General features: G+C 54.6%; 20 protein-coding genes and 1 riboswitch. Of the genes, 13 read left to right on the forward strand and 7 right to left on the reverse strand.

Annotated elements, in window-relative coordinates; all coding sequences use genetic code 11:
- Positions 1 to 3 precede the first annotated feature (3 nt).
- Positions 4 to 2,505 (reverse strand): phosphoenolpyruvate--protein phosphotransferase, encoded by a 2,502-nt coding sequence (gene ptsP, locus OGX80_RS00475; protein ID WP_115182249.1) that lies wholly within the window; start codon positions 2,503 to 2,505, stop codon positions 4 to 6.
- Positions 2,506 to 2,813: 308 nt separating this feature from the next.
- Between ptsP and OGX80_RS00480 the strand changes: the two genes are divergently transcribed.
- The 5 genes from OGX80_RS00480 (at position 2,814) to OGX80_RS00500 (ending at position 7,840) form a co-directional block, all read left to right on the forward strand.
- Complete coding sequence (locus OGX80_RS00480; protein ID WP_012133843.1) at positions 2,814 to 3,893, forward strand: PTS fructose transporter subunit EIIC; 1,080 nt, start codon at positions 2,814 to 2,816, stop codon at positions 3,891 to 3,893.
- A gap of 14 nt (positions 3,894 to 3,907) precedes the next feature.
- Positions 3,908 to 4,228 (forward strand): PTS fructose-like transporter subunit IIB, encoded by a 321-nt coding sequence (locus OGX80_RS00485; RefSeq protein WP_024130658.1) that lies wholly within the window; start codon positions 3,908 to 3,910, stop codon positions 4,226 to 4,228.
- A 112-nt stretch (positions 4,229 to 4,340) separates the two neighbouring features.
- A complete protein-coding gene (locus tag OGX80_RS00490) occupies positions 4,341 to 6,638 on the forward strand; it encodes a formate C-acetyltransferase (protein WP_115182248.1) in 2,298 nt (765 codons plus the stop codon).
- The gene (locus tag OGX80_RS00495; RefSeq protein ID WP_115182247.1) at positions 6,604 to 7,482 is read left to right on the forward strand and encodes a [formate-C-acetyltransferase]-activating enzyme; all 879 of its coding nucleotides are present in this window, start codon (positions 6,604 to 6,606) and stop codon (positions 7,480 to 7,482) included. Before OGX80_RS00490 ends, OGX80_RS00495 begins: the two co-directional genes overlap by 35 nt.
- Position 7,483: 1 nt before the next feature.
- Entirely contained in the window at positions 7,484 to 7,840 is a 357-nt protein-coding gene (locus OGX80_RS00500; protein WP_112001499.1) for a PTS fructose-like transporter subunit IIB, read from the forward strand.
- Here OGX80_RS00500 and OGX80_RS00505 read toward each other — a convergent pair.
- The 4 genes from OGX80_RS00505 to argE form a co-directional block, all read right to left on the reverse strand.
- Positions 7,827 to 8,687 (reverse strand): AraC family transcriptional regulator, encoded by an 861-nt coding sequence (locus tag OGX80_RS00505; protein ID WP_049008124.1) that lies wholly within the window; start codon positions 8,685 to 8,687, stop codon positions 7,827 to 7,829. The genes OGX80_RS00500 and OGX80_RS00505 overlap by 14 nt on opposite strands.
- Before the next feature lie 138 nt (positions 8,688 to 8,825).
- The gene (locus OGX80_RS00510) at positions 8,826 to 10,559 is read right to left on the reverse strand and encodes a phosphoethanolamine transferase CptA (protein WP_115182246.1); all 1,734 of its coding nucleotides are present in this window, start codon (positions 10,557 to 10,559) and stop codon (positions 8,826 to 8,828) included.
- Between the two features lie 218 nt (positions 10,560 to 10,777).
- Positions 10,778 to 13,429, reverse strand: coding sequence for a phosphoenolpyruvate carboxylase (gene ppc, locus OGX80_RS00515; protein ID WP_115182245.1), 2,652 nt, complete (start codon positions 13,427 to 13,429; stop codon positions 10,778 to 10,780).
- Positions 13,430 to 13,716: 287 nt separating this feature from the next.
- Entirely contained in the window at positions 13,717 to 14,868 is a 1,152-nt protein-coding gene (argE, locus tag OGX80_RS00520) for an acetylornithine deacetylase (RefSeq protein WP_024130656.1), read from the reverse strand.
- A 154-nt stretch (positions 14,869 to 15,022) separates the two neighbouring features.
- On the opposite strand from argE, the gene argC reads away from it, so the two are divergent.
- From argC to oxyR, 4 genes are all read left to right on the forward strand, one after another.
- A complete protein-coding gene (gene argC, locus OGX80_RS00525) occupies positions 15,023 to 16,027 on the forward strand; it encodes an N-acetyl-gamma-glutamyl-phosphate reductase (RefSeq protein WP_115182244.1) in 1,005 nt (334 codons plus the stop codon).
- Positions 16,028 to 16,034: 7 nt separating this feature from the next.
- Complete coding sequence (argB, locus tag OGX80_RS00530; protein WP_012133833.1) at positions 16,035 to 16,811, forward strand: acetylglutamate kinase; 777 nt, start codon at positions 16,035 to 16,037, stop codon at positions 16,809 to 16,811.
- A gap of 116 nt (positions 16,812 to 16,927) precedes the next feature.
- Entirely contained in the window at positions 16,928 to 18,301 is a 1,374-nt protein-coding gene (gene argH / locus OGX80_RS00535; protein WP_012133832.1) for an argininosuccinate lyase, read from the forward strand.
- Between the two features lie 325 nt (positions 18,302 to 18,626).
- Positions 18,627 to 19,544, forward strand: coding sequence for a DNA-binding transcriptional regulator OxyR (gene oxyR / locus OGX80_RS00540; RefSeq protein WP_012133831.1), 918 nt, complete (start codon positions 18,627 to 18,629; stop codon positions 19,542 to 19,544).
- Here oxyR and sthA read toward each other — a convergent pair.
- Positions 19,527 to 20,927: a Si-specific NAD(P)(+) transhydrogenase gene (sthA, locus tag OGX80_RS00545; protein WP_012133830.1), complete on the reverse strand. Its 1,401-nt coding sequence runs from the start codon at positions 20,925 to 20,927 to the stop codon at positions 19,527 to 19,529. The two genes, oxyR and sthA, sit on opposite strands and share 18 nt — an antisense overlap.
- A 198-nt stretch (positions 20,928 to 21,125) precedes the next feature.
- Between sthA and fabR the strand changes: the two genes are divergently transcribed.
- Together fabR and OGX80_RS00555 are read left to right on the forward strand one after the other, a co-directional pair.
- On the forward strand, positions 21,126 to 21,761 hold the full coding sequence (fabR, locus tag OGX80_RS00550; protein ID WP_047459767.1) for an HTH-type transcriptional repressor FabR: 636 nt from the start codon (positions 21,126 to 21,128) through the stop codon (positions 21,759 to 21,761).
- Positions 21,762 to 21,776: 15 nt separating this feature from the next.
- Positions 21,777 to 22,136, forward strand: coding sequence for a YijD family membrane protein (locus tag OGX80_RS00555; RefSeq protein ID WP_012133827.1), 360 nt, complete (start codon positions 21,777 to 21,779; stop codon positions 22,134 to 22,136).
- A 195-nt stretch (positions 22,137 to 22,331) separates the two neighbouring features.
- On the opposite strand, the gene trmA is transcribed toward OGX80_RS00555, so the two are convergent.
- On the reverse strand, positions 22,332 to 23,432 hold the full coding sequence (trmA, locus tag OGX80_RS00560; protein ID WP_049011802.1) for a tRNA (uridine(54)-C5)-methyltransferase TrmA: 1,101 nt from the start codon (positions 23,430 to 23,432) through the stop codon (positions 22,332 to 22,334).
- A gap of 114 nt (positions 23,433 to 23,546) precedes the next feature.
- Positions 23,547 to 23,736: riboswitch (cobalamin riboswitch) on the forward strand.
- A 65-nt stretch (positions 23,737 to 23,801) separates the two neighbouring features.
- Here trmA and btuB point away from each other — a divergent pair.
- On the forward strand, positions 23,802 to 25,670 hold the full coding sequence (btuB, locus tag OGX80_RS00565; protein ID WP_115182242.1) for a TonB-dependent vitamin B12 receptor BtuB: 1,869 nt from the start codon (positions 23,802 to 23,804) through the stop codon (positions 25,668 to 25,670).
- Positions 25,615 to 26,466: a glutamate racemase gene (murI, locus tag OGX80_RS00570; protein WP_071259495.1), complete on the forward strand. Its 852-nt coding sequence runs from the start codon at positions 25,615 to 25,617 to the stop codon at positions 26,464 to 26,466. Before btuB ends, murI begins: the two co-directional genes overlap by 56 nt.
- Positions 26,467 to 26,588 lie beyond the last annotated feature (122 nt).

The raw sequence follows: 26,588 nt of genomic DNA on the forward strand, positions 1-26,588 counted from the left end.
CTCTTAGAGTTCAAGTTCATGTTGCAACAGGCTGGCAATTGCCTCGGCAGATGCGGCGTTGACCAGCGCGTTGCGGAATTCTTCGTGCATAATGCGGCGGGCCAGGCGTGAGAAAATGCGCATATGCTGGTCGCCTGCGGCGTGTTTGTTGAGTGTCAGCATGATGATGAACTGCGCATCGTCATCGCCCCAGCGTACCGGCGCTTTCAGACGCGCTACGCTGATGGTGGACTGCTCAATGTGTTCAGATTTGCTGTGTGGAATGGCGAAGCTAAACCCTAACCCGGTGGAGAACACGGCTTCACGCGCCCACAGGTCGGCCTCCAGCTTGCGCGGGTAGCGACAGCGGCTTGCCAGCAGCAGGTTGTCGGTCATCCCCTTGATCACCTCTTCTTTGCTGCGCCAGTCGCTATCAAGCGTGATGCACTGGGCGGTGACCAGCGGCGCGTCCTGCTGGGTCATGCGGAATTGCGCCAGCAGATGCTCCACTTCCAGCGAGGTGCGACAGGCCATCGCCTGATTCAGCAACTGGCGGCAGGCACGACTGTCGAGCTGCGCCATTCGCGCTTTAGCGGCAGGAATTGACGGCGCGCTCATGCTGATCTCGTCCAGCCCCAGTCCGACCAGCAGCGGCAACACTGACCCCTTCGCGCCGAGTTCGCCGCACAGGCCAATCCATTTCCCCTGACGATGTACCGCCTGTACGGCGAAATCCAGCGCGCGCAGGAAGGCCGGATTCAGGCTGTTGTAGTGACGAGTGACTTTGGCGTTGTCGCGATCGACCGCCAGCAGGTATTGCGTCAGGTCATTGCTGCCAATACTGAAGAAATCAATTTCTTCACAGCACTGGTCGATGATGAACATCACCGATGGCACTTCCAGCATGATGCCGAGGGGGATCTTTTCATCAAACGGGACGTGCTCGTTGCGTAACTGCTGTTTAGCCTCCGCCAGCTTCTCTTTGACCCACAGGATCTCTTCCATTGAGGAGATCATCGGGATCATGATTTTCAGGCTACCGTGTGCGGAAGCGCGGAGGATCGATCGCAGCTGCGTGGTAAACAGCGTGGCGTACTCTTCATAAATACGTACGGCGCGATAGCCGAGGAACGGGTTGGCTTCCGCAGGAATGTTCAGATAATCAACGGGCTTGTCACCGCCGATATCCATCGTGCGCACAATAATGCTACGGCCCTGTGCGGACTCCAGCGCCTGGCAAAAAATGTTGTACAGCTCGTTCTCGCAAGGTGCGCTGGTTCTGTCCATATACAGCATTTCTGTACGGAACAGACCAACCGCTTCCGCGCCGTTGCCGAATGCCGCTTGCGCTTCGACGGAGTGCGCAATGTTGGCGGCCACTTCCATACGGATACCGTCGGCAGTGCGCGCTTGTTGGGTCAGCCAGATACGCTGTTGCTCGCGTAAAGCGTCCTGCACGCGGGCTTCCTGTTGGTAGTAACGGGTGACGGGTTCATCTGGCGCAACGACAATCGCACCGGCGTTGCCGTCGATATAGACCGTCTGGTGCAGCCACGGCGTTAGCGCCTCAATATCCACGCCAACCAGCGTGGGAATGTTGAATGAGCGGGCAAGAATAACCGTGTGCGAAGTCGTACCGCCGCTTTTTAACAACAAGCCTTTGAGGAACGTTTTATCCAGTTCGAGGAACTGGCTTGGGGTGAGTTCATCGGCCATACAGACGGTGGGTTGGGTCAGTTTGCCTGGCGCCGGGAAGCGTTGTTCGCCATAAATTTGTTGCAGGAGCTGGAAGCAGACGTCGCGTACGTCCAGCGCGCGTTCCTGTAAATAGTGGCTGCTGGAACGGGCAAACTCATCACAAAAGTGTCCGGCGCTTTCGACTATCGCCTGCGCACAGCTTAAACCGCGCGCAACGCCTGCCAGCAAATGTTGGCGCAGGGAGGTGTCGCCAGCCAGCGAACGGTGGGCTTCCAGAATAGCGCTGGTGGCGCCGTCGCTGTCGAGCTGGCGGAACGCAATATTCTTTATCAGCAGCGTTAAGCCGTTATCCAGCGCAGATTGCTCGGTCTCTATATCACTGGCAGCAGGGAGTTCGCCGAGCGTATTGAGATCCAGCGAGGATAGCTGCGTCAGAACGCCGCCCGCGCTGCCGGTGCAGACGGCGCGGGCGCGAAAAAACAGCGGGTTCAGGTTTGTCAGCGATGCCGGAAGCGGCTCCAGCTCACTGTTTTTGATCTCCGCCAGAGGCGCATCGCAAAGGGGGAATTCATCGCGCAGCCATTGGCTCAGGCGCTGGTGGGCATCCTGTTCGTCCGTACCTGAAATCAATAACTGACAGGCGTCGCCTGCCAGCGTGTCGGTGCCAATCAGCGCCAGCGCGCTTTTGGCGTTGCCTTTACGGTCGGTGCGCAGGTTATGCCACTCAATGTGTGAGGTAAAGGTGTTGCACAGCGTCTCAACGTGGCTTGCCGGGCGGGCGTGTACGCCATTGGGCAGCTCACAGGTAAATTCCACAATCAGGGCCATTGCCTTTCTCCCATAACGATTTTCTGGCTACAGGATAAAAGGGCGTTGCCGCATAGTGCCATGTGACAAAACTGCCAAACGCTGGACAAATGTAACATACACGTCAAATTGCGAGACACTTCACAAGTCGGAGTGCGGCATCTTATTTCTGAGGTTTGATAAGTTATGAGGCGGATCGCATTTTTGTACTGATATTACAAAAATCCAGTAAATGGCCTTTTTATCCACTGTCTGCGCCGCGTTGGATTGCCTATTGTTTGCCACAACAACGTTATGGATAGGGGCCTGAAGTGGCCCGGGAGCGACTTATGAAAGAGTTGGTGCAGATCCTGAAAAACACCCGTCAACATCTGATGACCGGTGTTTCGCATATGATCCCCTTCGTCGTAGCGGGTGGGATCTTGCTGGCGGTTTCCGTCATGCTGTATGGCAAAGGCGCTGTTCCCGATGCCGCGACCGATCCTAATCTCAAGAAGCTTTTTGATATTGGCGTCGCAGGGCTGACGCTGATGGTGCCTTTTCTCGCCGCCTATATCGGTTACTCCATTGCTGAACGTTCCGCGCTGGCGCCTTGCGCGATCGGCGCCTGGGTGGGCAACAGCTTTGGCGCCGGGTTCTTTGGCGCGCTCATTGCCGGGATTATCGGCGGTATCGTCGTGCATTATCTGAAGAAAATCCCGGTGCATAAGGTATTGCGCTCGGTGATGCCTATCTTCGTTATCCCTATCGTCGGCACCTTCATTACCGCAGGCATCATGATGTGGGGGCTGGGCGAACCGGTTGGCGCGTTAACCACTAGCCTGACCCAATGGCTGCAAGGAATGCAGCAGGGCAGCATCGTGCTGCTGGCGGTCATCATGGGGCTGATGCTGGCCTTCGATATGGGCGGCCCGATTAATAAAGTGGCCTACGCCTTCATGCTGATTTGCGTGGCGCAGGGCGTATACAGCGTGGTGGCGATTGCTGCGGTGGGTATCTGCGTTCCGCCGCTGGGTCTGGGTCTGGCAACGCTGGTTGGCCGTAAAAATTTCTCTTCTGAAGAACGTGAAGCCGGTAAAGCCGCGCTGGTAATGGGCTGCGTTGGGGTCACGGAAGGCGCGATTCCTTTCGCCGCCGCCGATCCGCTGCGCGTGATCCCGTCCATTATGGTTGGCTCTGCCTGTGGTGCGGTAACGGCTGCGCTGTTTGGCGCGCAGTGTTATGCCGGCTGGGGCGGGCTGATTGTTCTGCCGGTTGTGGAAGGGAAACTGGGTTATATCGCGGCAGTCGCTGTCGGGGCGGTAGTGACGGCAATCTGCGTTAACGTGCTGAAAAGTCTGGCGCGTAAGAAAGTGTCTCAGGTTGATGAGAAAGAAGACGACCTGGATTTAGAGTTTGAGATGAATTAAGTGAGGAATGAGCCATGACGAAGATTATCGCAGTAACAGCATGTCCTTCTGGTGTCGCACACACCTATATGGCGGCCGAAGCGCTGGAAAGCGCGGCCAAAGCGAAAGGCTGGGAAGTCAAAGTCGAGACCCAGGGCTCGATTGGTCTGGAAAACGAACTGACTGCGGCGGATGTGGCGGATGCGGATATGGTGATTCTGACCAAAGATATCGGCATCAAGTTTGAGGAACGCTTTGCGGGTAAAACCATTGTCCGCGTCAACATCAGCGATGCGGTAAAACGCGCCGATGCCATTATGAACAAAATTGACGCGCATCTTTCGCAAATTGCTTAACGTTAGAATGCCCGATGGCGCAAGCTTATCGAGCCTACGATGTTAATCCCCGTAGGCCGGATAAGGCGCTCACGCCGCCATCCGGCAACAAGCTTGCCTACAGGAGTTCCTCATGACGAATCGTACCCAGCGCCTTAAAGCCGCACTTTTCCAGAATAACCGTGAAATTTCGCTTGAGCGCGCGCAGCTGTATACCGCCAGCTATCAGCAGACAGAGGGAGAGCCGGTCATATTGCGTCGCGCTAAAGCGACGGCGTATATCCTTGAGCATGTTGAAATTTCGATTCGTGATGAGGAGTTGATTGCCGGGAACCGTACGGTGAAACCGCGGGCGGGGATTATGTCGCCGGAAATGGACCCGTACTGGTTACTTAACGAGTTAGATCAGTTCCCGACGCGTCCGCAGGACCGTTTTGACATCAGCGAGGACGATAAGCGCCTCTACCGCGAGGTGCTGTTCCCGTACTGGGAAAAACGGTCGATGAAGGATTTCATCAACGGCCAGATGACCGATGACGTGAAAGCCGCCGTCAGCACGCAGATTTTTAGCGTTAACCAGACGGATAAAGGGCAGGGGCACATTATTATTGATTACCCGCGGCTGTTGAATCACGGTCTGGGTGAACTGGTGGCGCAAGTGCGGCAACACTGCCAGCAGCAGCCGGACAATCACTTTTACCAGGCGGCGTTGCTGCTGCTGGAGGCTTCGCAAGGCCACATTCTGCGTTACGCGATGCTGGCGGAGAAAATGGCGGAAAGCTGCCTGGATGCGCGTCGGCGTCAGGAGTTGCTCACCATTGCCGCGAACTCCCGACATAACATGCAGCACAAGCCGCAAACCTTCTGGCAGGCGTGCCAGCTGTTCTGGTACATGAACATCATTCTGCAATATGAGTCTAACGCCAGCTCGCTCTCGCTGGGGCGTTTTGACCAGTATATGCTGCCGTTTTATCAGGCATCGCTGACCCAGGGCGAAGACCCGGCATTTTTAAAAGAACTCCTCGAATCGCTGTGGGTAAAATGTAACGACATCGTGCTGTTACGTTCGACCAGTAGCGCACGCTATTTCGCAGGATTCCCGACCGGTTACACCGCATTGCTTGGGGGATTGACGGAGAACGGACGCAGTGCGGTGAACGTGCTCTCTTTTCTCTGTCTTGATGCGTACCAGAATGTGCAACTGCCGCAGCCGAACCTTGGCGTGCGTACCAATGCGCTGATTGACACGCCCTTCCTGATGAAAACGGCGGAGACGATTCGCCTCGGCACCGGTATTCCGCAGATCTTTAATGATGAAGTGGTTGTGCCTGCGTTCCTGAACCGGGGTGTTTCGCTGGAGGACGCCCGTGATTACGCGGTAGTGGGGTGTGTGGAGCTGTCGATTCCGGGCAGAACCTACGGCCTGCACGACATCGCCATGTTCAACCTGCTGAAAGTGATGGAAATCAGCCTGTATGAGAATGAAGGAAACCGCACGCTGACGTACGAAGATCTGTTGGCGTATATTCGCGCCAAAATCAGCCATTACATTACGCTGATGGTGGAAGGCAGTAATATTTGCGATATCGGCCACCGTGACTGGGCGCCGGTACCGCTGCTTTCCTCGTTTATCAGCGACTGCCTGGATAAAGGCCGTGATATTACCGATGGCGGCGCGCGTTATAACTTCTCTGGCGTACAGGGGATTGGCATTGCTAATCTGAGCGACTCCCTGCACGCGTTAAAAGGGCTGGTATTTGATCAGCAACGTTTACGTTTCGATGAACTGCTGGCGGTGTTAAAGGCGAACTTTGCGACGCCGGAAGGTGAGCGAATCCGTGCCCGGCTGATTAACCGCTTCGAGAAATACGGTAATGATATTGATGATGTGGATAACATCAGCGCTGAACTGCTGCGCCATTACTGTAAAGAGGTGGAGAAATACCAGAACCCGCGCGGTGGGCAATTTACACCGGGTTCATACACCGTCTCCGCGCATGTGCCGCTGGGTTCGGTGGTGGGGGCGACGCCGGATGGCCGTTTTGCCGGGGAACAGCTGGCAGACGGCGGGTTGTCGCCAATGCTCGGCCAGGATATGCAGGGGCCGACGGCGGTGCTGAAATCAGTAAGTAAACTGGATAACACGCTGCTTTCTAACGGTACGCTGCTCAACGTGAAGTTTACGCCCGCGACGCTGGAAGGTGAGGCCGGCTTGCGCAAACTGGCGGATTTTCTGCGTGCCTTTACCCAGCTTAAGCTACAGCATATTCAGTTTAACGTGTTGAATGCGGATACGTTGCGTGAAGCGCAATTGCGCCCGCAGGATTTCGCCGGGCTGGTGGTGCGCGTGGCGGGTTACAGTGCCTTCTTTGTCGAGCTGTCGAAGGAGATCCAGGATGACATCATTCGCCGCACCGCGCATCAGCTGTAAGAATCTGGAAACGAGCGCTGATGATGTTGCACGTATTTTCAACATTCAGCGTTATTCGTTGAATGACGGGCAGGGAATTCGTACGGTGGTCTTTTTTAAAGGCTGCCCGCATACCTGTCCGTGGTGCGCCAATCCAGAGTCTATTTCGCCACGCATCGAAACGGTGCGGCGGGAGAGTAAATGTCTGCACTGCTCGCCCTGCTTGCGTGATGTGGATGAGTGCCCTTCCGGGGCGTTTGAACGTATCGGGCGCGATATTACGCTGGATGAACTGGAACGCGAGGTGATGAAAGACGAACTCTTTTTTCGCACCTCCGGCGGCGGCGTCACGCTTTCTGGCGGTGAAGTATTAATGCAGGCGGCGTTTGCCACGCGGTTTTTGCAACGTCTGCGACGTTTCGGCATTTCCTGCGCGATTGAAACCGCAGGCGATGCGCCTGCCAGCCGGTTGCTACCGCTGGCTAAAGCGTGTGATGAAGTGCTGTTTGATTTAAAGATTATGGAGCCGCGCCGGGCGCATGAGGTGGTCAAAATGAATTTACCACGCGTGCTGGATAACCTGCGTTTACTGGTAAACGAGGGGATTACGGTCATCCCCCGTTTGCCGTTGATTCCGGGCTACACGCTCAACGTTGAGAATATGCAGCGAGCGTTAGCAGTGTTGCTATCGTCAGGGATTAATCAGGTGCACCTGCTACCGTTTCATCAGTATGGTGAAGCGAAATACCGTCTGCTTGGGCAGCCGTGGGCAATGAAAGATGTGCCTGTACCCTCGCCGCAAGAAGTGGCGGAAATGCAGACGTTGGCAGAGCGAGCCGGGTTTCTGGTTACTGTGGGAGGTTAATATGACAGTCTCAACTGTACGCTATCTGGTTGCCGTTACCGCCTGCGTCAGTGGCGTGGCGCATACCTATATGGCCGCCGAACGCCTGGAGAAGCTCTGCCAGCAGGAAAAATGGAACATTAAAATTGAAACCCAGGGGGCGCTGGGCACGGAAAACCGCTTAACGGAGGAGGATATCAACCGTGCGGATGTTGTGTTGCTGATTACGGATATTGAACTGGCGGGCGCGGAGCGTTTTGTTCAGAGTCGGTATGTTCAGTCAGGAATTAACGCCTTTCTTCGCGAACCTCAGCGGGTGATGAGCGCCGTGCGTAAACTGCTCACTGCGCCGCAGCATACGCATCTTATTCTGGAGTAGCCTTCTTTTCCGTCAACTGGCTGTGGTACTGCCGACGATATTCTGACGGCGAACGCTCCGTATTTTTACGAAACAGGCGGCAGAAATAGTTGCTGTCGACAAATCCACAGGTGTGAGCCACTTCTTTGACTTTCAGATCGTAACCCTTCAGCAGCGTTTTCGCGTGTTCCAGCCGTGTGTGATTCAGATATTCGTTAAAGCCGATAGCGCCTGTTTTTTGAAACAGATGAGAAAGGTAGTTTGGCGAAATATAAAACGCCTGCGCCACCGATTCGCGGGTGAGCGGGGAAGCGTAACGCTCATCGATATAGCTGCGAATCGCTTCAAAAAGCGCCTGACTCCGTGACGCCGTCTGGATTTGGCTGCCCAGCAGGTCGCGGCAGTGGCTCAACAGGCTGGCGACAATTAATCGGGCCGTCTGCTGTTCCTGCGGCTGCATCTGCATTTCATTGAGCGTTTGCAGCAGGAAGGAGCCAATACGTGGGCCTCGACGTGCGACATGCTGCTTTGCAAGATTCTGATATTGTTTGCCGTCCCAGTGAACAACGCTGAAACCTAATTGCTGCTTGCCGAACAGGATGCTGAGCGTGGTGACGGGCGTTTGCCACTGCGGGAAGTTCCAGCTGCCTGCCGGAACATACAGAACGTCGCCAGCGATGAGTGTCACGGGCGCGGCCGGGATGCCTGTATCGGTGAACTCTCCCTCCAGCACCATCTCCAGGCGTGGAAAATCAACCTGATACGCCAGTTCGGGCGCCGTACCGCTGGTATTGGCGAAAAAAACCTGCCGCAGCGCCATAGGGCCGTTAATCAGACGGGAGAGAAGGTGGCTGACGTCGTGATACATGTTGATACCTTGCAGAGCGCAGACAGAGGAAACAGTAACGTTGAACGTAAACCGCCTCAAGCGATAATTGCCGGATGGCGGTACACGGGTTATGCATTTTGTAGGCCGGATAAGCGTCAGCGTTATCCGGCGATGCCGTTACTGATTCCCGACACGATCCCCGTAAGGCAGGGTATCGTAATCAATCAACGCGTTTTTCTTATACGGGTTGCCAATCCAGCGCGTGATCGCCTTAAACTGCGGGCTGGTGATGGAGCGCGTCGGGTCGAACCCGTCGTAGGTCAGCCCCGCTAAGTCGGACCAGGTATGGATAAGTTCAGAGCTGCTGTACTTGCGGTCAACATACGCCGAGAGATCGCGCGGGTGTGCGGCCTGCCACTTTTCTGACGTCCATAACAGGAACGGCACCGTATACATATGACGCGTAGGGTTGTCTTCGTTACGTCCCTGCGTTTTGTGCGGCGGCGTGTCATACACTTCTTCACCGTGATCGGAGAAGTAGAGCAGAAAACCGTTCGGGTCAGTCGCTTTATAGTCCTTAATCAGGCTGGCGACGACATGGTCGTTATACAGATTCGCGTTATCGTAATCGTTATAAATATCCTGTTCGTCTTCGCTCACGCCCGCAGGGATATGATCGGTTTGACCGTCAAATTTTCCCTGATTCTCCGGGTAGCGGAATTTGTATTTGATATGTGTTCCCAACAGGTGAACGATAATAAATTTCTTCAGCGCCGGGTCGGCCATTACGTCTTTAAAGGGCGCCAGAACGTTGGTGTCATATTCCCGCGCGCTTTGAGTACGCTGCTGATTCATATAAAACTGCTTGTCGGTCTGTTTCGAGAATACGGTCAGCATCGTATTACGCGCGGTCATCGTCTGCTGATTGGTGATCCAGAACGTCTTATAACCTGCCTGTTTCATCATGTTCATCAGCGACGGTTTCGTCAGATACAGATCCGGGTTCTTTTCATTGGCGAAGGTCAGCGCCTGTTGCAGAATTTCAATCGTGTATGGCCGGGAGGTGACGACGTTATTGAATACGGTCAGACCCGGATCGCTTTTATGCAACGCGTCCAGCTCTGGCGTGGTTTCACGCGGATAACCGTACAGACTCATGCGACCACGCTGGGTTGACTCGCCGATAACCAGCACTAACGTACGCGGCGCATCACCGGAGTTATCTTTAAAATTCGTTAACGGAGGCAGCGCGTTGTTCTCGTTAAGCAGGCTATTCAGCGACGTGAGTTGCTGATTATATTGATAATAGCCATTGATAAACTGCCACGGCGCAGCGGGTTCCATACGCGAGGCGAGGCCGCCTAATGTCTGCTCAAACGGCTTATGTTTGATAAACGTCCCGACGGCGATCGGATGCAGAATAAGGCCGTATAACAATGCAAAGGAGACTAACCAGCGCCACGGCGCGGGAATATATATGGGCTTTAAACGCGTCCACAGCAGGATTGCCACGGCGGTATAGGCCAGGGCGATAAGGATAATCTTCAGACTGAAATACTGGCTCAAGTACTCGCTGGCTTCGTTCGCGTTTGTTTCAAACATGACATACAGAACGCTTTGCGAGAATTCCTGCCCGTAAATGACATAATAACTGAGCGCCGCCAGCGAAGAGGCCCAGAGTACAACGCCAATAACGGCGGCAATCGCGCGGGTATGACGGGGAAATAAAAATACCGGGATCAGCCAGAGCGAACTGAAAAGCAGTGAATCACGCAGCCCGTTGGTGCCGCTATAGCCGCTGATGCAAATAACGGCCTGAAGTAATGTAGAGAAGAACCAAAAATAGAGTAGCGCCCAGCCAAGGGCTTTCCAGCTAAACGAAGGTTTAGCAGATGTGTGTGTGAAGAACATATATGAAGCCTGTTTTTATTCGAGTCGCCAACGTAGCGACAAATCATTAAGAGAACCTTAAGTATGGCGATGCCAGTGACCTATTCTTGTTGATGGCGTATTCAGCAGAGTGAACAAAACGCAGGCAGGAATATATTGAAAAACAGGCGATTATTACAGAAATATTTCAAAGCCCTCTCGCCCGGGCGGGCGAGAGGGGATATGACGATGCGTGTGGGTTAGCCGGTATTACGCATCCCCGCAGCCACGCCCGCAATCGTGACCATCAGCGCCTGTTCGACGCGCGGGTCTGGATCTTTGCCTTGCTCTTCTGCAAGACGGGAACGGTGTAAAAGCTCCGCCTGCAATACGTTCAGCGGGTCGGTATACACATTCCTTAACTGGATAGACTCGGCAATCCACGGCAGGTCGGCCATCAGATGGGAATCGTTGGCAATCGCCAGCACCACTTTGATGTCCTCTGCCAGCAGGTTGCGTAACTCTTCACCCAGTGGCCACAGCGCTTTTTTGACCAGGCGTTGATCGTAGTATTCCGCCAGCCACAGGTCGGCTTTAGAGAACACCATCTCCAGCATGCCGAGGCGCGTGGAGAAGAACGGCCAGTCGCGGCACATGGCTTCCAGTTCGCTTTGCTTGCCATCTTCAACGACTTTTTGCAGCGCAGTGCCCGCACCCAGCCAGGCCGGGAGCATCAGGCGGTTTTGCGTCCAGGCGAAGATCCAGGGAATGGCGCGCAGGGATTCAACCCCGCCTGTCGGGCGACGTTTTGCCGGGCGCGAACCGAGCGGCAGCTTGCCCAGTTCCTGTTCTGGCGTTGCGGAACGGAAGTACGGGACGAAGTCTTTATTCTCACGGACATAGCCGCGATACAGGTCGCAGGAGATCACGGACAGCTCGTCCATGATATGACGCCACGAATTTTTCGGCTCCGGCGGCGGCAGCAGGTTGGCTTCCAGAATCGCGCCGGTGTACAGAGACAGGCTGCTGATGGTGACTTCAGGCAGGCCGTACTTAAAGCGGATCATCTCACCCTGTTCGGTCACGCGCAGGCCGCCTTTCAGACTGCCCGGCGGTTGGGAAAGCAGCGCCGCATGGGCAGGCGCGCCGCCACGGCCAATGGAACCGCCGCGACCGTGGAACAGCGTCAGTTCAATTCCGGCTTTTTCACAGGTTTTGATCAGCGCGTCCTGAGCCTGATACTGCGCCCAGGAAGCGGCCATTACGCCTGCGTCTTTCGCCGAGTCAGAGTAGCCAATCATGACCATCTGTTTGCCCTGAATAAAGCCGCGATACCAGTCGATATTCAGCAACTGAGTCATTACCGCGTCGGCGTTGTTCAGGTCGTCCAGCGTTTCGAACAGCGGCGCAACCGGCATGGCAAAGCTAATCCCGGCTTCTTTCAACAACAGATGCACGGCCAGCACGTCGGACGGCGTTTTCGCCATAGAGATAACGTAAGCGGCGATGGAACCCAGCGGCGCTTCGGCAATCACTTGACAGGTCTCAAGCACTTCGCGGGTGTCGTCGCTCGGTTCCCACTGACGAGGCAGCAGCGGACGCTTGGAGTTGAGTTCGCGGATCAGGAAAGCCTGTTTATCGGCTTCGGACCAGCTTTCATAATCGCCGATGCCCAGATAACGCGTCAGCTCGCCCAGCGCTTCGGTATGGCGGGTACTCTCCTGGCGAATATCAATGCGCACCAGCGGCACGCCAAAGCATTTCACCCGGCGCAGGGTATCAAGCAGTTCGCCATTGGCGATGATGCCCATGCCGCACGCTTGCAGAGACTGATAACAGGCGTACAGCGGCTCCCACAGCTGCTCGTTTTGCGTCAGCAGGCCAGCGGGTTTCGGCAGTTTCTCGCCTTTCAGACGCGCTTCCAGCCAGGCTTGCGTTGCCATCAGGCGGGAACGCAGGCTTTTCATCAGGTAGCGGTAAGGTTCTGATGCGCCTTCTTCGCCGACCAGCGCCATCAGTTCCGGCGTGGCGTCGACCATCGACAGCTCAGAAATCAGAACCTGAATATCTTTCAGGAACAGATCGGTGGCTTTCCAGCGGCTCAACAGGAGAACGTGGCGGGTGACATCAGCCGTTACGTTCGGGTTGCCGTCACGGTCGCCGCCCATCCAGGAGGTGAAACGCACCGGAACAAAATCCACCGGCAGTTTGTAGCCCAGATGTTCTTCCAGTTGTTCGTTCAACTCACGTAGATAATTTGGCACCCCTTCCCACAGGCTGTTTTCAACCACCGCAAAGCCCCATTTGGCTTCGTCGACCGGACTTGGGCGGTTTTTACGGATTTCATCCGTATGCCAGGACTGGGCGATCAGCTGGCGCAGACGGCGCATGAGCTGATTACGTTCGTAATCCGCGATCTCTTTGTTATCGAGCTGCTTCAGACAGGCGTTGACCTCGCCCATTTTGTGAATCAGCGTGCGGCGAGTGATCTCGGTAGGGTGTGCGGTCAGTACCAGTTCCAGAGATAACGACTCCACCGCGTTTTTGATGGTGGCTTCGTCGAGATTGGGTTGATCTTTCAGTTTACGCAGGGTGCGGGCAATCACTTCCGGGTTGCTGGCAGCTTCGCCCTGCGGCGAAATGCTGTGGTACTGCTCGGCGGTATTGGCCAGGTTCAGGAACTGACTAAACGCGCGGGCAACAGGCAGCAGCTCGTCGTTGGACAGATTCTGTAGCGTGGTGAGCAACTCCTGGCGATTCGCTTCATTGCCAGCGCGAGATGATTTAGACAGCTTACGGATTGTTTCTACGCGATCAAGAATGTTCTCTCCCAGCGCATCCTTGATGGTTTCTCCCAGCACTTTGCCGAGCATACTGACATTACTACGCAACGCGGAATATTGTTCGTTCATATGATCCCAGACACCCCATCTGTTTTGAATATGTCCTGTATCTTTCGCGTCACAGCGGCGTTGGTTGCAACGTGAAATCTTTCGGACTTTAATTTTTTACATCACTTCTTATCTTTATAAAGCCACGTAAAACACCTGACGTCAATTGCTGCGAAATCGGTTCAGCAAACGAATAAATGACGGGAATTTACGTAATTTAATTCACATCGAATCAAATAAGCGTTGCTTATGGAAATGTTAATAAATCACCTCGCTTACCACTAAAGGGTTGGCGAGGTGATAAGCAGTTAATGCCAGCAGAAATGATGGACAACCTGCGTAATCAGCTCGCGGGTTGGCTTGATAAAACGCGTTTCCAGATATTCATCCGGCTGGTGCGCCTGATTAATCGAACCCGGGCCAAGCACCAGCGTCGGGCACAAGGTCTGGATAAACGGCGCTTCGGTGCAGTAGTTCACCACTTCGGTTTGCGCGCCCAGCAGTTTCTCGACCACTTCCACCAGTTGATGGTCAGGCGGGCATTCGTAGCCGGGAATCGGCGGATGCAGTTCGGACACCGTCAGACGACCCGGCCAGCGCTCGCTCACGGGCGCCAGCGCATCGTTGAGCAATCCGTTGAGATCGTTCAGCGTCATGCCCGGCAGCGGGCGAATATCCATATGCAACTCGCAACAGGCGCAGATACGGTTCGCGGCGTCGCCACCGTGAATGTGGCCCAGGTTTAATGTCGGATAAGGAACGGTAAACGCCGCGTAGTGATAACGTTCTTTCAGGTCATCGCGCAGCTGCATGATGCGGCCAATGGCGTCGTGCATCAGCTCAATGGCGTTAACCCCGCGCGCCGGATCGCTGGAGTGGCCCGATTGCCCCAGAATGCGGATGGCGTTTGAAATGTGGCCTTTGTGCGCGCGCACCGGTTGCAGGGACGTTGGTTCACCGATGATCGCGCAGTCCGGGCGCAGGGCGGTGGTTTCAGCAAAATAGCGCGCGCCCGCCATGCTGGTTTCTTCATCGGCGGTAGCCAGAATATACAGCGGTTTTTTCAGCGTCGTCACATCCACGTCACGCAGGGCATCGAGGATAAAAGCAAAGAAGCCTTTCATGTCCGCCGTACCCAGCCCGTAGAGCTTGTTATCGTGCTCGGTCAGCGTGAACGGATCGCGCGTCCAGCGTCCGTCGTCAAAGGGAACGGTATCGGTATGGCCCGCCAGCAACAAACCGCCAGCACCCTGTCCGGTGCTTGCCAGCATATTGAATTTATTGCGCGTACCGGGGACTGCCTGAACCTCAACCTTGAAGCCCAGATCTTTAAACCAGTCTGCCAGCAGAGTGATTAAAGACGCATTACTTTGATCGAGCGCTTCTTCGGTAGCGCTAATCGATGGTGTGGCAATCAGAGCGCGGTAAATCTCGATAAATGGCGGTAAAGTGTTTTTCATTGTTGACACACCTCGGGTCATGATAGTATCAATATTCATGCATTATTTGTGAATAAAAATACATTAACGTTGAGCGTAAGAAAACCCACCAACTGTAAGGTGAAGTTGTTACGGCTTAACCAGGCAACCAGACATAAGAAGGTGAACAGCCCCGATGTTGAATACGCTGATTGTGGGTGCCAGCGGTTACGCTGGCGCAGAGCTTGTGACCTATGTAAATCGTCATCCTGATATGACCATAACCGCTTTAACCGTCTCAGCGCAAAGCAATGATGCAGGAAAGCTAATCTCTGATTTACATCCGCAGTTAAAAGGCATTGTCGATCTGCCATTGCAGCCAATGTCTGATATTAGCGAGTTCAGCGGCGGGGTGGATGTGGTGTTTCTCGCCACCGCGCATGAAGTGAGCCACGACCTGGCCCCGCAGTTCCTGAATGCGGGCTGCGTTGTGTTTGATCTCTCCGGTGCGTTCCGGGTTAATGATAGCGCCTTCTACGAAAAATATTATGGCTTTACCCATCAGCACCCTGAGTTGCTGGAACAGGCGGTGTATGGCCTGGCGGAGTGGAGCGCGGACAAGCTAAAAGAAGCGAATCTGATTGCGGTGCCGGGATGCTATCCGACGGCGGCGCAATTGTCGTTAAAACCGCTGATTGACGCAGGTCTGCTGGATCTCAACCAGTGGCCGGTCATTAACGCAACCAGCGGCGTGAGCGGCGCCGGGCGTAAGGCGGCGCTTTCGAACAGTTTCTGTGAAGTCAGCCTGCAACCGTATGGCGTCTTTACCCATCGTCATCAGCCGGAAATCGCCACCCATCTGGGGGCAGAGGTTATTTTCACGCCGCATCTGGGGAACTTCCCGCGCGGGATTCTGGAAACGATCACCTGCCGCCTGAAAGCTGGCGTTACCCATACTCAGGTGGCGCAAGCGTTGCAGTTGGCGTATGGCGGCAAGCCGCTGGTGCGGCTATATGACAAGGGCGTTCCGGCGCTGAAGAATGTGGTCGGGCTGCCGTTCTGCGATATTGGCTTTGCCGTTCAGGGCGAGCACCTGATCGTGGTGGCGACCGAAGATAACCTGTTGAAAGGCGCAGCGGCGCAGGCAGTGCAGTGCGCAAATATCCGTTTCGGCTTTGCTGAAACGCAGTCTCTTATTTAAGGGTGCAATGATGAATCCATTAATTATCAAGCTGGGCGGCGTATTACTGGATAGCGAAGAGGCGCTGGAGCGTCTGTTTACCGCGCTGGTCAATTACCGCGAGTCGCATCAGCGTCCGCTGATTATCGTGCACGGCGGCGGCTGCGTTGTGGATGAGCTGATGAAACAGTTAAATTTGCCGGTGAAAAAGAAAAATGGCCTGCGCGTGACGCCCGCCGATCAGATCGACATCATCACCGGCGCGCTGGCGGGAACCGCCAATAAAACCTTGCTGGCGTGGGCGAAAAAACACCATATCGCGTCCGTTGGCCTGTATCTCGGCGACGGCGATAGCGTAAAAGTGACTCAGCTCGATGAAGAGTTGGGCCACGTTGGACTGGCGCAGCCGGGTTCGCCTAAGCTGATTAACACGCTGCTGGAAGGCGGCTTCTTGCCGGTGGTCAGTTCCATTGGCGTGACCGAAGAAGGGCAACTGATGAACGTCAATGCCGATCAGGCGGCGACGGCGCTGGCGGCAACGCTGGGGGCGGATCTGATCCTGCTTTCTGATGTAAGCGGTATTCTGGATGGCAAAGGTCAGCGTATTGCCGAGATGACGGCGGCCAAAGCGGAACAGCTGATCGATCAGGGCATCATTACCGACGGCATGATTGTGAAGGTGAATGCGGCGCTGGATGCCGCCCGCACGCTGGGGCGCCCGGTGGATATCGCCTCCTGGCGTCATGCCGAGCAGCTTCCGGCGTTGTTTAACGGTACGCCGATCGGTACGCGTATTCTGGCTTAAACTATTTTGTGCCCGATGGCGGCCACGCCTTATCGGGCCTGGGTGAACCGAACCTGTAGGCCGGATAAGCTAAGCGCCATCCGGCATTGAAATTCAAGATATTAAGGAAGCATGTTATGGCACTTTGGGGTGGGCGTTTTACACAGGCAGCGGATCAACGGTTCAAACAGTTTAATGACTCATTGCGCTTTGATTACCGCCTGGCCGAGCAGGATATCGTCGGCTCTGTGGCCTGGTCCAAAGCTCTGGTCACGGTTGGGGTGTTGACTGCGGATGAGCAACTGCAACTGGAAGAGGCGCTTAGCGCGCTGCTGGAAGAGGTTCGGGTGAATCCGCAGCAGATTCTGGAAAGCGACGCGGAAGATATTCACAGCTGGGTGGAAGGCAAACTGATCGATAAAGTCGGCCAGTTGGGTAAAAAGCTGCACACCGGTCGCAGTCGTAACGACCAGGTTGCGACCGACCTGAAGCTATGGTGCAAAGATACGGTCACCGAGCTGCTGTCTGCTAACCGTCAGTTACAAAGCGCGCTGGTAGAGACGGCGCAGAATAATCAGGATGCCGTCATGCCGGGGTACACCCATCTGCAACGCGCGCAGCCGGTGACGTTTGCCCACTGGTGCCTGGCGTATGTGGAAATGCTGGCGCGTGATGAGAGCCGCTTGCAGGATGCGCTCAAGCGTCTGGACGTCAGCCCGTTAGGCTGCGGCGCGCTGGCGGGTACGGCGTATGAAATCGACCGTGAACAGCTGGCAGGCTGGCTGGGCTTTGCCTCGGCGACGCGTAACAGTCTGGACAGCGTGTCCGATCGTGACCATGTGCTGGAACTGCTGTCCGACGCGTCTATCGGCATGGTTCACCTGTCGCGCTTTGCGGAAGACCTGATTTTCTTTAATACCGGTGAAGCGGGCTTTGTGGAACTCTCCGATCGCGTGACGTCGGGTTCATCGCTGATGCCGCAGAAGAAAAACCCGGATGCGCTGGAACTGATCCGTGGCAAGTGCGGTCGTGTGCAGGGGGCATTAACGGCGATGATGATGACGCTGAAAGGCCTGCCGCTGGCGTACAACAAAGACATGCAGGAAGACAAAGAAGGGCTGTTTGATGCGCTCGACACCTGGCTGGACTGCCTGCACATGGCGGCGCTGGTGCTGGACGGCATTCAGGTAAAACGTCCGCGCTGCCAGGAAGCGGCGCAGCAGGGCTATGCGAATGCGACTGAGCTGGCGGATTATCTGGTTGCCAAAGGCGTGCCGTTCCGTGAAGCGCACCATATTGTGGGCGAAACGGTGGTGGAAGCGATTCGACAGGGAAAACCGCTGGAAGATCTGTCGCTGGCTGACTTGCAAAAATTTAGCGCTGTGATTGGCGATGATGTGTATCCGATTCTGTCGCTGCAATCATGCCTGGATAAACGTGCGGCGAAAGGCGGTGTTTCACCGCAGCAGGTTGCGCAGGCGATCGACTACGCGAAGGCGCGTCTGGCGTAACTGGCGTGGTGTCGGATGACGCCTTATCCGGCCTACAAAAAATTGTGAACCGTCGCCATCCGGCAACAGTCATCAGAGCCTGGCATCACGTCGGGCTTATTTTATTTATGCAAAAAAAAAGCGGACCATAAGGTCCGCAAAAGTTCACGTTGGCTTTAGTTATTTCGAGTTGAGAAAAACTCTTTGAACGGGCGGTGACTTCAAGGGTTAAAGAGGTACCGCTCCGTTTCTGTGATGTATTATTAGACAGAAAGCTTGATAGGGATAATCGTTCGTTGCTATGCTACCTATCGCCATGAACTATCGTGGCGACGGAGGATGAATAATGAATATTCGTGATCTTGAATACCTGGTGGCATTAGCCGAACACCGCCATTTCCGGCGTGCGGCGGACTCCTGTCACGTCAGCCAGCCGACGCTCAGCGGGCAAATCCGTAAGCTGGAAGATGAACTGGGCGTAATGCTGCTGGAGCGTACGAGTCGTAAAGTTCTGTTCACCCAGGCGGGTTTACTGCTGGTGGATCAGGCGCGCACCGTGCTGCGTGAGGTCAAAGTGCTCAAGGAGATGGCAAGCCAGCAAGGTGAGACGATGTCTGGCCCATTGCATATCGGCCTGATCCCAACGGTTGGCCCTTACCTGCTGCCGCATATTATTCCGATGCTGCATCAGACCTTCCCGAAGCTGGAAATGTATCTGCATGAAGCGCAGACGCACCAGCTGCTGGCGCAACTGGACAGCGGCAAGCTTGACTGCGTGATCCTGGCGCTGGTGAAAGAGAGCGAGGCGTTTATCGAAGTGCCGCTGTTTGATGAACCCATGATGCTGGCGATCTATGAGGATCACCCGTGGGCGAATCGCGATCGTGTGCCGATGTCCGATCTGGCGGGTGAAAAACTGCTGATGCTGGAAGACGGGCACTGCCTGCGCGATCAGGCGATGGGCTTCTGCTTTGAGGCGGGCGCGGATGAAGACACCCATTTCCGGGCGACCAGTCTGGAAACGCTGCGCAACATGGTTGCGGCGGGGAGCGGTATTACCTTACTGCCTGCGCTGGCGGTTCCGCAGGAGCGTAAGCGTGATGGCGTAGTCTACCTGCCGTGCATTAAGCCGGAGCCTAAGCGTACGGTTGGGTTGGTTTATCGTCCGGGATCGCCGCTGCGCAGTCGCTATGAGCAACTGGCGGAGGCCATCCGTGCGGAGATGGATGGCCATTTCGACAAAGCGTTAAAACAGGCGGTTTAAGCCGTTTAGCGCCGCTACCCGATAGGCTTCCGCCATTGTCGGGTAGTTAAAGGTGGTGTTAACGAAGTACTCAATGGTGTTACCGCCGCCTTTCTGTTCCATAATCGCCTGGCCGATGTGAATAATTTCGGCCGCGCGTTCGCCAAAGCAGTGAATCCCCAGAATCTCTTTTGTTTCCCGATGGAACAGGATCTTCAGCGTTCCCACGTTCATCCCGACGATTTGCGCGCGCGCCAGGTGCTTAAACTGCGCACGTCCGACTTCGTAAGGCACTTTCATCGCCGTCAATTGCTGCTCGGTTTTGCCGACGGAGCTGATTTCCGGGATGGTGTAAATCCCGGTAGGGATATCTTCAATAAGATGGGCGGTCGCTTCGCCTTTCACCAGCGCCTGCGCGGCAATTCGACCCTGGTCGTAAGCGGCGGAAGCCAGACTCGGATAGCCAATCACATCGCCCACCGCGTAAATGTGCGGCAGTGCGGTCTGGTACATGCTGTTGACCTTGAGTTGCCCACGGCTGTCGGTTTCCAGACCGATATTTCCCAGCGCCAGTGAATCGGTGTTACCAGTGCGTCCGTTGGCGTACAGCAGACAGTCGGCCTTCAGCTTTTTACCGGATTTCAGGTGCATAATGACGCCGTCGTCGCAGCCTTCGATCTTCTCGTACTCTTCGTTATGGCGAATAACCACGCCGCTGTTCCAGAAGTGGTAAGAGAGAGAGTCGGACATCTCCTGATCAAGAAACGCCAGCAGACGGTCGCGGGTGTTAATCAAATCAACTTTGACGTCCATTCCCCGGAAGATTGACGCATATTCGCAGCCGATCACCCCGGCGCCATAGATGATGACGTGACGAGGTTCGTGATGCAGGCTAAGGATTGAGTCGCTGTCGTAAATACGTGGATGCGCGAAATCAACGTCGGCCGGGTGATAAGGACGCGACCCGCAGGCAATCACGAATTTCTCCGCCGTCAGGGTTTCGACCGTGCCGTCGTGGCACTCCAGCGCGAGGGTGTTTTCGTCAACAAAATGCGCATTACCTTGCAATATTTCACAGTGGTTGCGCTCATAAAAGCCCTGCCGCATGCGCGTTTGTTGATTAATGACGTTATCGGCATGGTTGAGAATATCGGCAAAGGAAGAACGAAGTAGTCGGGAGTGGTCGCTGTAGAGGGGGTTCTGGTTGAATTCGATGATACGGCTGACGGCATGGCGGAGCGCTTTCGACGGGATGGTGCCCCAGTGGGTACAACCGCCGCCAACGTTGTGATAACGCTCAATAACGGCGACGCGCGCTCCTTGCTTAACCAGACCCATTGCAGCGCCTTCGCCGCCGGGGCCTGAACCTATGACGATTGCATCATAATCCCAGGAATGTGGCATGGTATTACTCACCTGTTTTTATACATAAAATAAACACGATGATAACATTCGCGCGCCTTTAACCCAATTATCGTTGTGCTTTTTTGTGGAGCTGGAGCACAAACAGCCTGTAAACAATCATTCACAAAGCTGAACAAACAGATTAAGTTTGTTCTCTGGTATAGTGCCAGATAAGGCATATGGAAGGATTCAGACATCGTGATGGGCGTTAGAGCGCAACAAAAAGAAAAAACCCGGCGTTCGCTGGTAGAAGCCGCATTCAGTCAACTGAGCGCCGAACGGAGTTTCGCCAGTCTCAGTTTACGCGAAGTAGCGCGTGAAGCGGGCATTGCGCCAACCTCATTTTATCGCCATTTCCGCGATGTGGATGAGCTTGGCCTGACGATGGTGGATGAGAGCGGTTTAATGCTGCGCCAGCTGATGCGCCAGGCGCGTCAGCGTATTGCCAAAGGCGGCAGTGTGATCCGTACCTCGGTCTCCACATTTATGGAGTTCATCGGCAACAATCCTAACGCCTTCCGTTTATTATTGCGTGAACGTTCCGGTACCTCGGCCGCGTTTCGCGCCGCAGTCGCGCGTGAGATTCAGCATTTCATCGCGGAACTTGCGGACTATCTGGAACTCGAAAACCATATGCCGCGCGCGTTCACTGAAGCGCAAGCCGAAGCGATGGTGACGATTGTGTTTAGTGCAGGTGCCGAGGCGCTGGATGTTGGTGCGGAACAACGCCGACAGCTGGAAGAGCGGCTGGTACTGCAACTGCGCATGATTGCGAAAGGGGCATATTACTGGTACCGCCGTGAACAAGAGAAGATGGCACATCACTCCGAGTAACGTGAAGGACGAGCAATGAAACAGTCAGGTCAAGATAAAGGTACGCTGTTGCTGGCGCTGGTCGCTGGCTTATCGATCAATGGCACATTCGCGGCGCTGTTTAGCTCCATCGTGCCGTTTTCTGTATTCCCGATTATCGCGCTGGTGCTGGCGGTTTATTGCCTGCATCAACGTTATCAAAACCGCACTATGCCTGTCGGCTTGCCGGGGCTGGCTGCCGCCTGTTTTATCCTCGGCGTGCTGTTGTACAGCACCGTGGTACGTGCGGAATACCCGGATATCGGTTCTAACTTCTTCCCGGCGGTGCTGTCGGTGATTCTGGTGTTCTGGATTGGCTTTAAGATGCGTAACCGCAAGCAGGAAGTCGCGGAATAATGCCGGATGGCGGCGTAAACGCCTTATCCGGCCTACGATGATTTGTAGGCCCGGCAAGCGCAGCGCCACCGGGCATATCGCCGGATGGCGGCGTAAACGCTTTATCCGGCCTACGATGATTTGTAGGCCCGGTAAGCGCAGCGCCACCGGGCATATCGCCGGATGGCGGCGTAACCACTTTATCCGGCCTACGTTTTACCTGGCAGTGAGTAACACGCCGCATTCCATATGGTGCGTATACGGGAACTGATCGAACAGAGCCAGACGTGACACATTGTGCGTCTGGCTTAATGTTTCCAGGTTCTTACACAGCGTCTCCGGGTTGCAGGAAATGTACAAAATACGCGGATACGCCTGCACCATTTTCTCGGTTTCACTGTCCAGCCCGCTACGCGGCGGATCGACAAAAATCGTCTCACACTGATAGCTCTTTAGGTCTATGCCCTGCAAACGGTTAAACTCACGTACTCCGTTCATCGCCTGCGTAAACTCTTCGGCGGCCATACGGATAATCTGCACGTTATCAATATGGTTAGCGGCAATGTTGTACTGCGCTGCGGCGACTGACGGTTTGGCGATTTCCGTTGCCAGCACCCGGTCAAAGTTACGCGCCAGAGCCAATGAGAAGTTGCCGTTGCCGCAGTACAGTTCAAGCAGGTCGCCTTTCGACGCTTTGGTTGCATCCAGCGCCCACTCCAGCATCTGAATATTCATTGCGGCATTGGGCTGCGTGAAGCTGTTCTCTACCTGACGGTAGATCATCTCTTTTCCCGCCACGGGCAGACGTTCGTCAATGTAATCCTGATCCAGCTCGATTTTGGTTTTGGTCGCCCGGCCAATCAGATGCACATTCAGGTTCTGCGCTCGCAGCGCATCCCGCAGCGTTTCCGCTTCCTGGCGCCACTCATCATCCAGCTTTTTATGGTACAGCAGCGAAACCACCGCCTGATTGCTCATCGTGGTGAGGTAATCAATCTGGAACAGCTTATGGCGCAGGACGCGATTATGGCGCACGCCTTCAATCATCGCCGTCATCAGCTGGTTAATCAGCTCGCTGGCCGCCGGGAAGCTGTCGACGCGGATACGGCTTTTTGTCTGCTGATCAAAAATGATGTGATACAGGTCGTCGCCGTCATGCCACAGGCGAAATTCGGCGCGCATCCGATAATGGCTGGCTGGCGAGCGAAACACTTCCGGGACCAGGTCAGAAAACGGCGCCATCATACTCTGCAAGCGCACCACTTTTTCGGCTAGCTGCGCGTCATACTGTTCTGTCGGAAGGTGTTCGGGGGTCATGATGCATCCTGAAAAATAAAAGTACGCGGGGATTGTAGGGATTGCTCATCAGATGTCCAGTCATTGATGATTTCCGATATTGTGATATGCGGTCTGGACGTAGATTGTTACAGAATGTAGCATCCGTGAGCCGGTCCTGTGAGTTAATAGGGAATCCAGTGCGAATCTGGAGCTGACGCGCAGCGGTAAGGAAAGGTGAGATGAGAGCATAAGCAGACACTGCCACCCGGCGGGAAGTCATCATCTCTTGTATCCTGAGGATAACCTTCCAAGCCCGAAGACCTGCCGGCTAACGTCGCATCTGGTGTTCATCATCGCGTACTATCGATGAAGCCTGCGGCATCCTTCTTATATTGTGGATGCTTTACAATGATTAAAAAATCTTCGCTGCTGACGGCGCTCTCCGTCACGGCATTTTCTGGCTGGGCGCAGGATACTAACCCAGACACCCTGATCGTCACCGCAAATCGTTTTCAACAACCTGTTAATACCGTACTGGCGCCTGCTGATGTCGTGACGCGTGAGGATATCGACCGCTGGCAAGCGAAGAATTTGAATGATGTGATGCGCCGCCTGCCAGGCGTTGATATCAATCAAAACGGCGGCATGGGGCAGTCTTCTTCTTTATTTATTCGTGGTACGGAAGCCAAACAGGTATTGGTTCTGGTCGATGGTGTTCCCATGACCCGCCCCGGCATTACGAATAACCCCGATCTGAATCAGATTCCAATATCGCTGGTGCAACGCGTGGAATACATTCGTGGACCACGCTCGGCGATTTATGGTTCCGGCGCAATGGGTGGGGTCATTAACGTTATTACGCACTCCGATCAAGAACAGTCAAAAATTACCGCGGGTGTTGGTTCAAAAGGTTATCAGCAATATGACGGTACGTTGCGCCATCGCTTTGGCGACACTGTCGCCACGGTAGCAGGTTCTTATGAGGGCAATAAAGGCTTTAACGTACAGCCCGGCTCAACCTGGGATCACGATCGCGACCGCGATGGTTTTCGCAGCAAGGCATTCTGGGGCAGCCTCGAACATAAATTTAATGATAATTTCGATGGTTTTTTCCGTGGTCACAGTTATACCAACAACTCTGATTACGATCTGGGAAACCCGCCGTCTATTCCGGCCTACAGTGCTGATGAATCGCAACTCTACAATCAGAGCTGGGACGCAGGTCTGAAATTCAACTCCGGGATTTACTCTTCACAACTTCTCGCCAGCTACCAGAAGGTGAAGGACTATAACTACAGCAGTATTTATGGTCGCTATCATGACGGTACGACGCTCGATCGCATGACCCAGCGTAACCTGCAATGGGGTAATAACCTTATCGTGGGGCACGGTTCCGTTAGCGCGGGCGTAGACTGGCAGCAGCAGCGTTTGACCTCATCCGATACCGTGATGTCGGACACATATAAACGCGATAACACCGGTTTATACCTGACCGGTCAGCAACAATTCGGTGATGTAACGCTGGAGGCTTCAGGGCGTGAAGATCATGATGAACAGTTTGGCTGGCATGGCACCTGGCAGACGACGGCTGGATGGGAGTTTATCGACAACTATCGAGTAACTATCGGCTATGGTACCGGGTTCCTGTCTCCATCTCTGGGGCAGCAGTTTGGTTCTACCCGTTTTGGCATCAACGCGAATCCTAACCTGAAACCGGAAGAGTCTAAACAGTGGGAGGCCGGGCTGGAAGGGCTCACTGGTCCGCTGGACTGGCGCCTGTCTGCCTACCATTACAAGATTACTAACCTGATCACTTACTACTTTGATCCAGACACCTACCAGGGTGAGTATGACAATATTGATGCGGCAACCATTAAAGGCGTGGAATGGACGGGCAGCTTTGATACCGGCATCTTTAGCCATCGTGTTACGTTGCAATATGTCGATCCGCGTAATGACGACAACGGTGAAGTGTTAGCCCGACGCTCGAAGCGCCAGGCGAAGTATCAACTGGACTGGACGATGTTTAACGTTGATATGGATGTATCGTGGCAGTATTACGGCAAGCGCTACGATAACAACACCTCCCAGTACAATAACACCCAGCGAATCTTGCCGAGCTATAGCACTGTTGATGTTTCTGCATCGTATCCGATCACCGATCGCCTGACAGTTCGTGGTAAAATCGCCAACCTGTTCGATAAAGATTACGAGACAGCTTATGGCTACCAAACTGCAGGACGAGAGTACTACTTGTCTGGCAGCTACACCTTCTGATCCACGTCCCACCGTGCTGGTGTTTGATTCCGGCGTCGGTGGGTTGTCGGTCTACGATGAGATTCGGCATCTCCTGCCGAATCTCCACTATATATATGCTTTCGATAACGTCGCGTTTCCTTATGGGGAAAAGAGCGAAGCGTTTATTGTCGAGCGCGTCGTCGAGATCGTTACCGCAGTGCAGCAGCGTTATCCTCTCTCACTTGCGGTAATCGCCTGTAATACGGCCAGCACGGTTTCTCTTCCTGCATTGCGTGAAAAATTCGCGTTCCCGGTTGTGGGCGTCGTACCTGCGATTAAACCCGCAGCGAGGCTGACCGCCAACGGCATCGTCGGGTTGCTGGCAACGCGTGGCACGGTAAAACGCCCTTATACCCATGAGTTGATAGCGCGATTCGCGAATGAATGTCAGATAGCGATGTTGGGATCGGCAGAACTGGTGGAACTGGCGGAAGCCAAACTGCACGGTGAACCCGTATCGCTGGAGGAACTACGCCGTATCCTGAGACCCTGGCTGCGGATGCCGGAACCGCCCGACACGGTTGTTCTGGGATGCACCCATTTCCCTCTATTACAGGAAGAACTATTGCAGGTCCTTCCTGAAGGGACAAGGCTGGTGGATTCCGGGGCGGCGATTGCGCGTCGCACAGCCTGGTTGTTAGAGCATGAAGCGCCGGATGCCAAATCAGCGGATGCTAATATTGCTTTCTGCATGGCAATGACGCCAGAGACCGAGCAATTAATACCCGTTTTACAGCGTTACGGTTTCGAAACGCTCGAAAAACTGGCGGTTTGAGGTGGTTTTGCTTAAAAAGAAAGCAGTCGGAAAATAATTTTGAATTTCCCCTTGTCAGGCCGGAATAACTCCCTATAATGCGCCTCCACTGACACGGAACAACGGCACACAGGCCGCCGGGT

Source organism: Citrobacter sp. CK194 (assembly GCF_030333395.1).
Classification (GTDB): Bacteria; Pseudomonadota; Gammaproteobacteria; order Enterobacterales; family Enterobacteriaceae; genus Citrobacter_B; species Citrobacter_B koseri.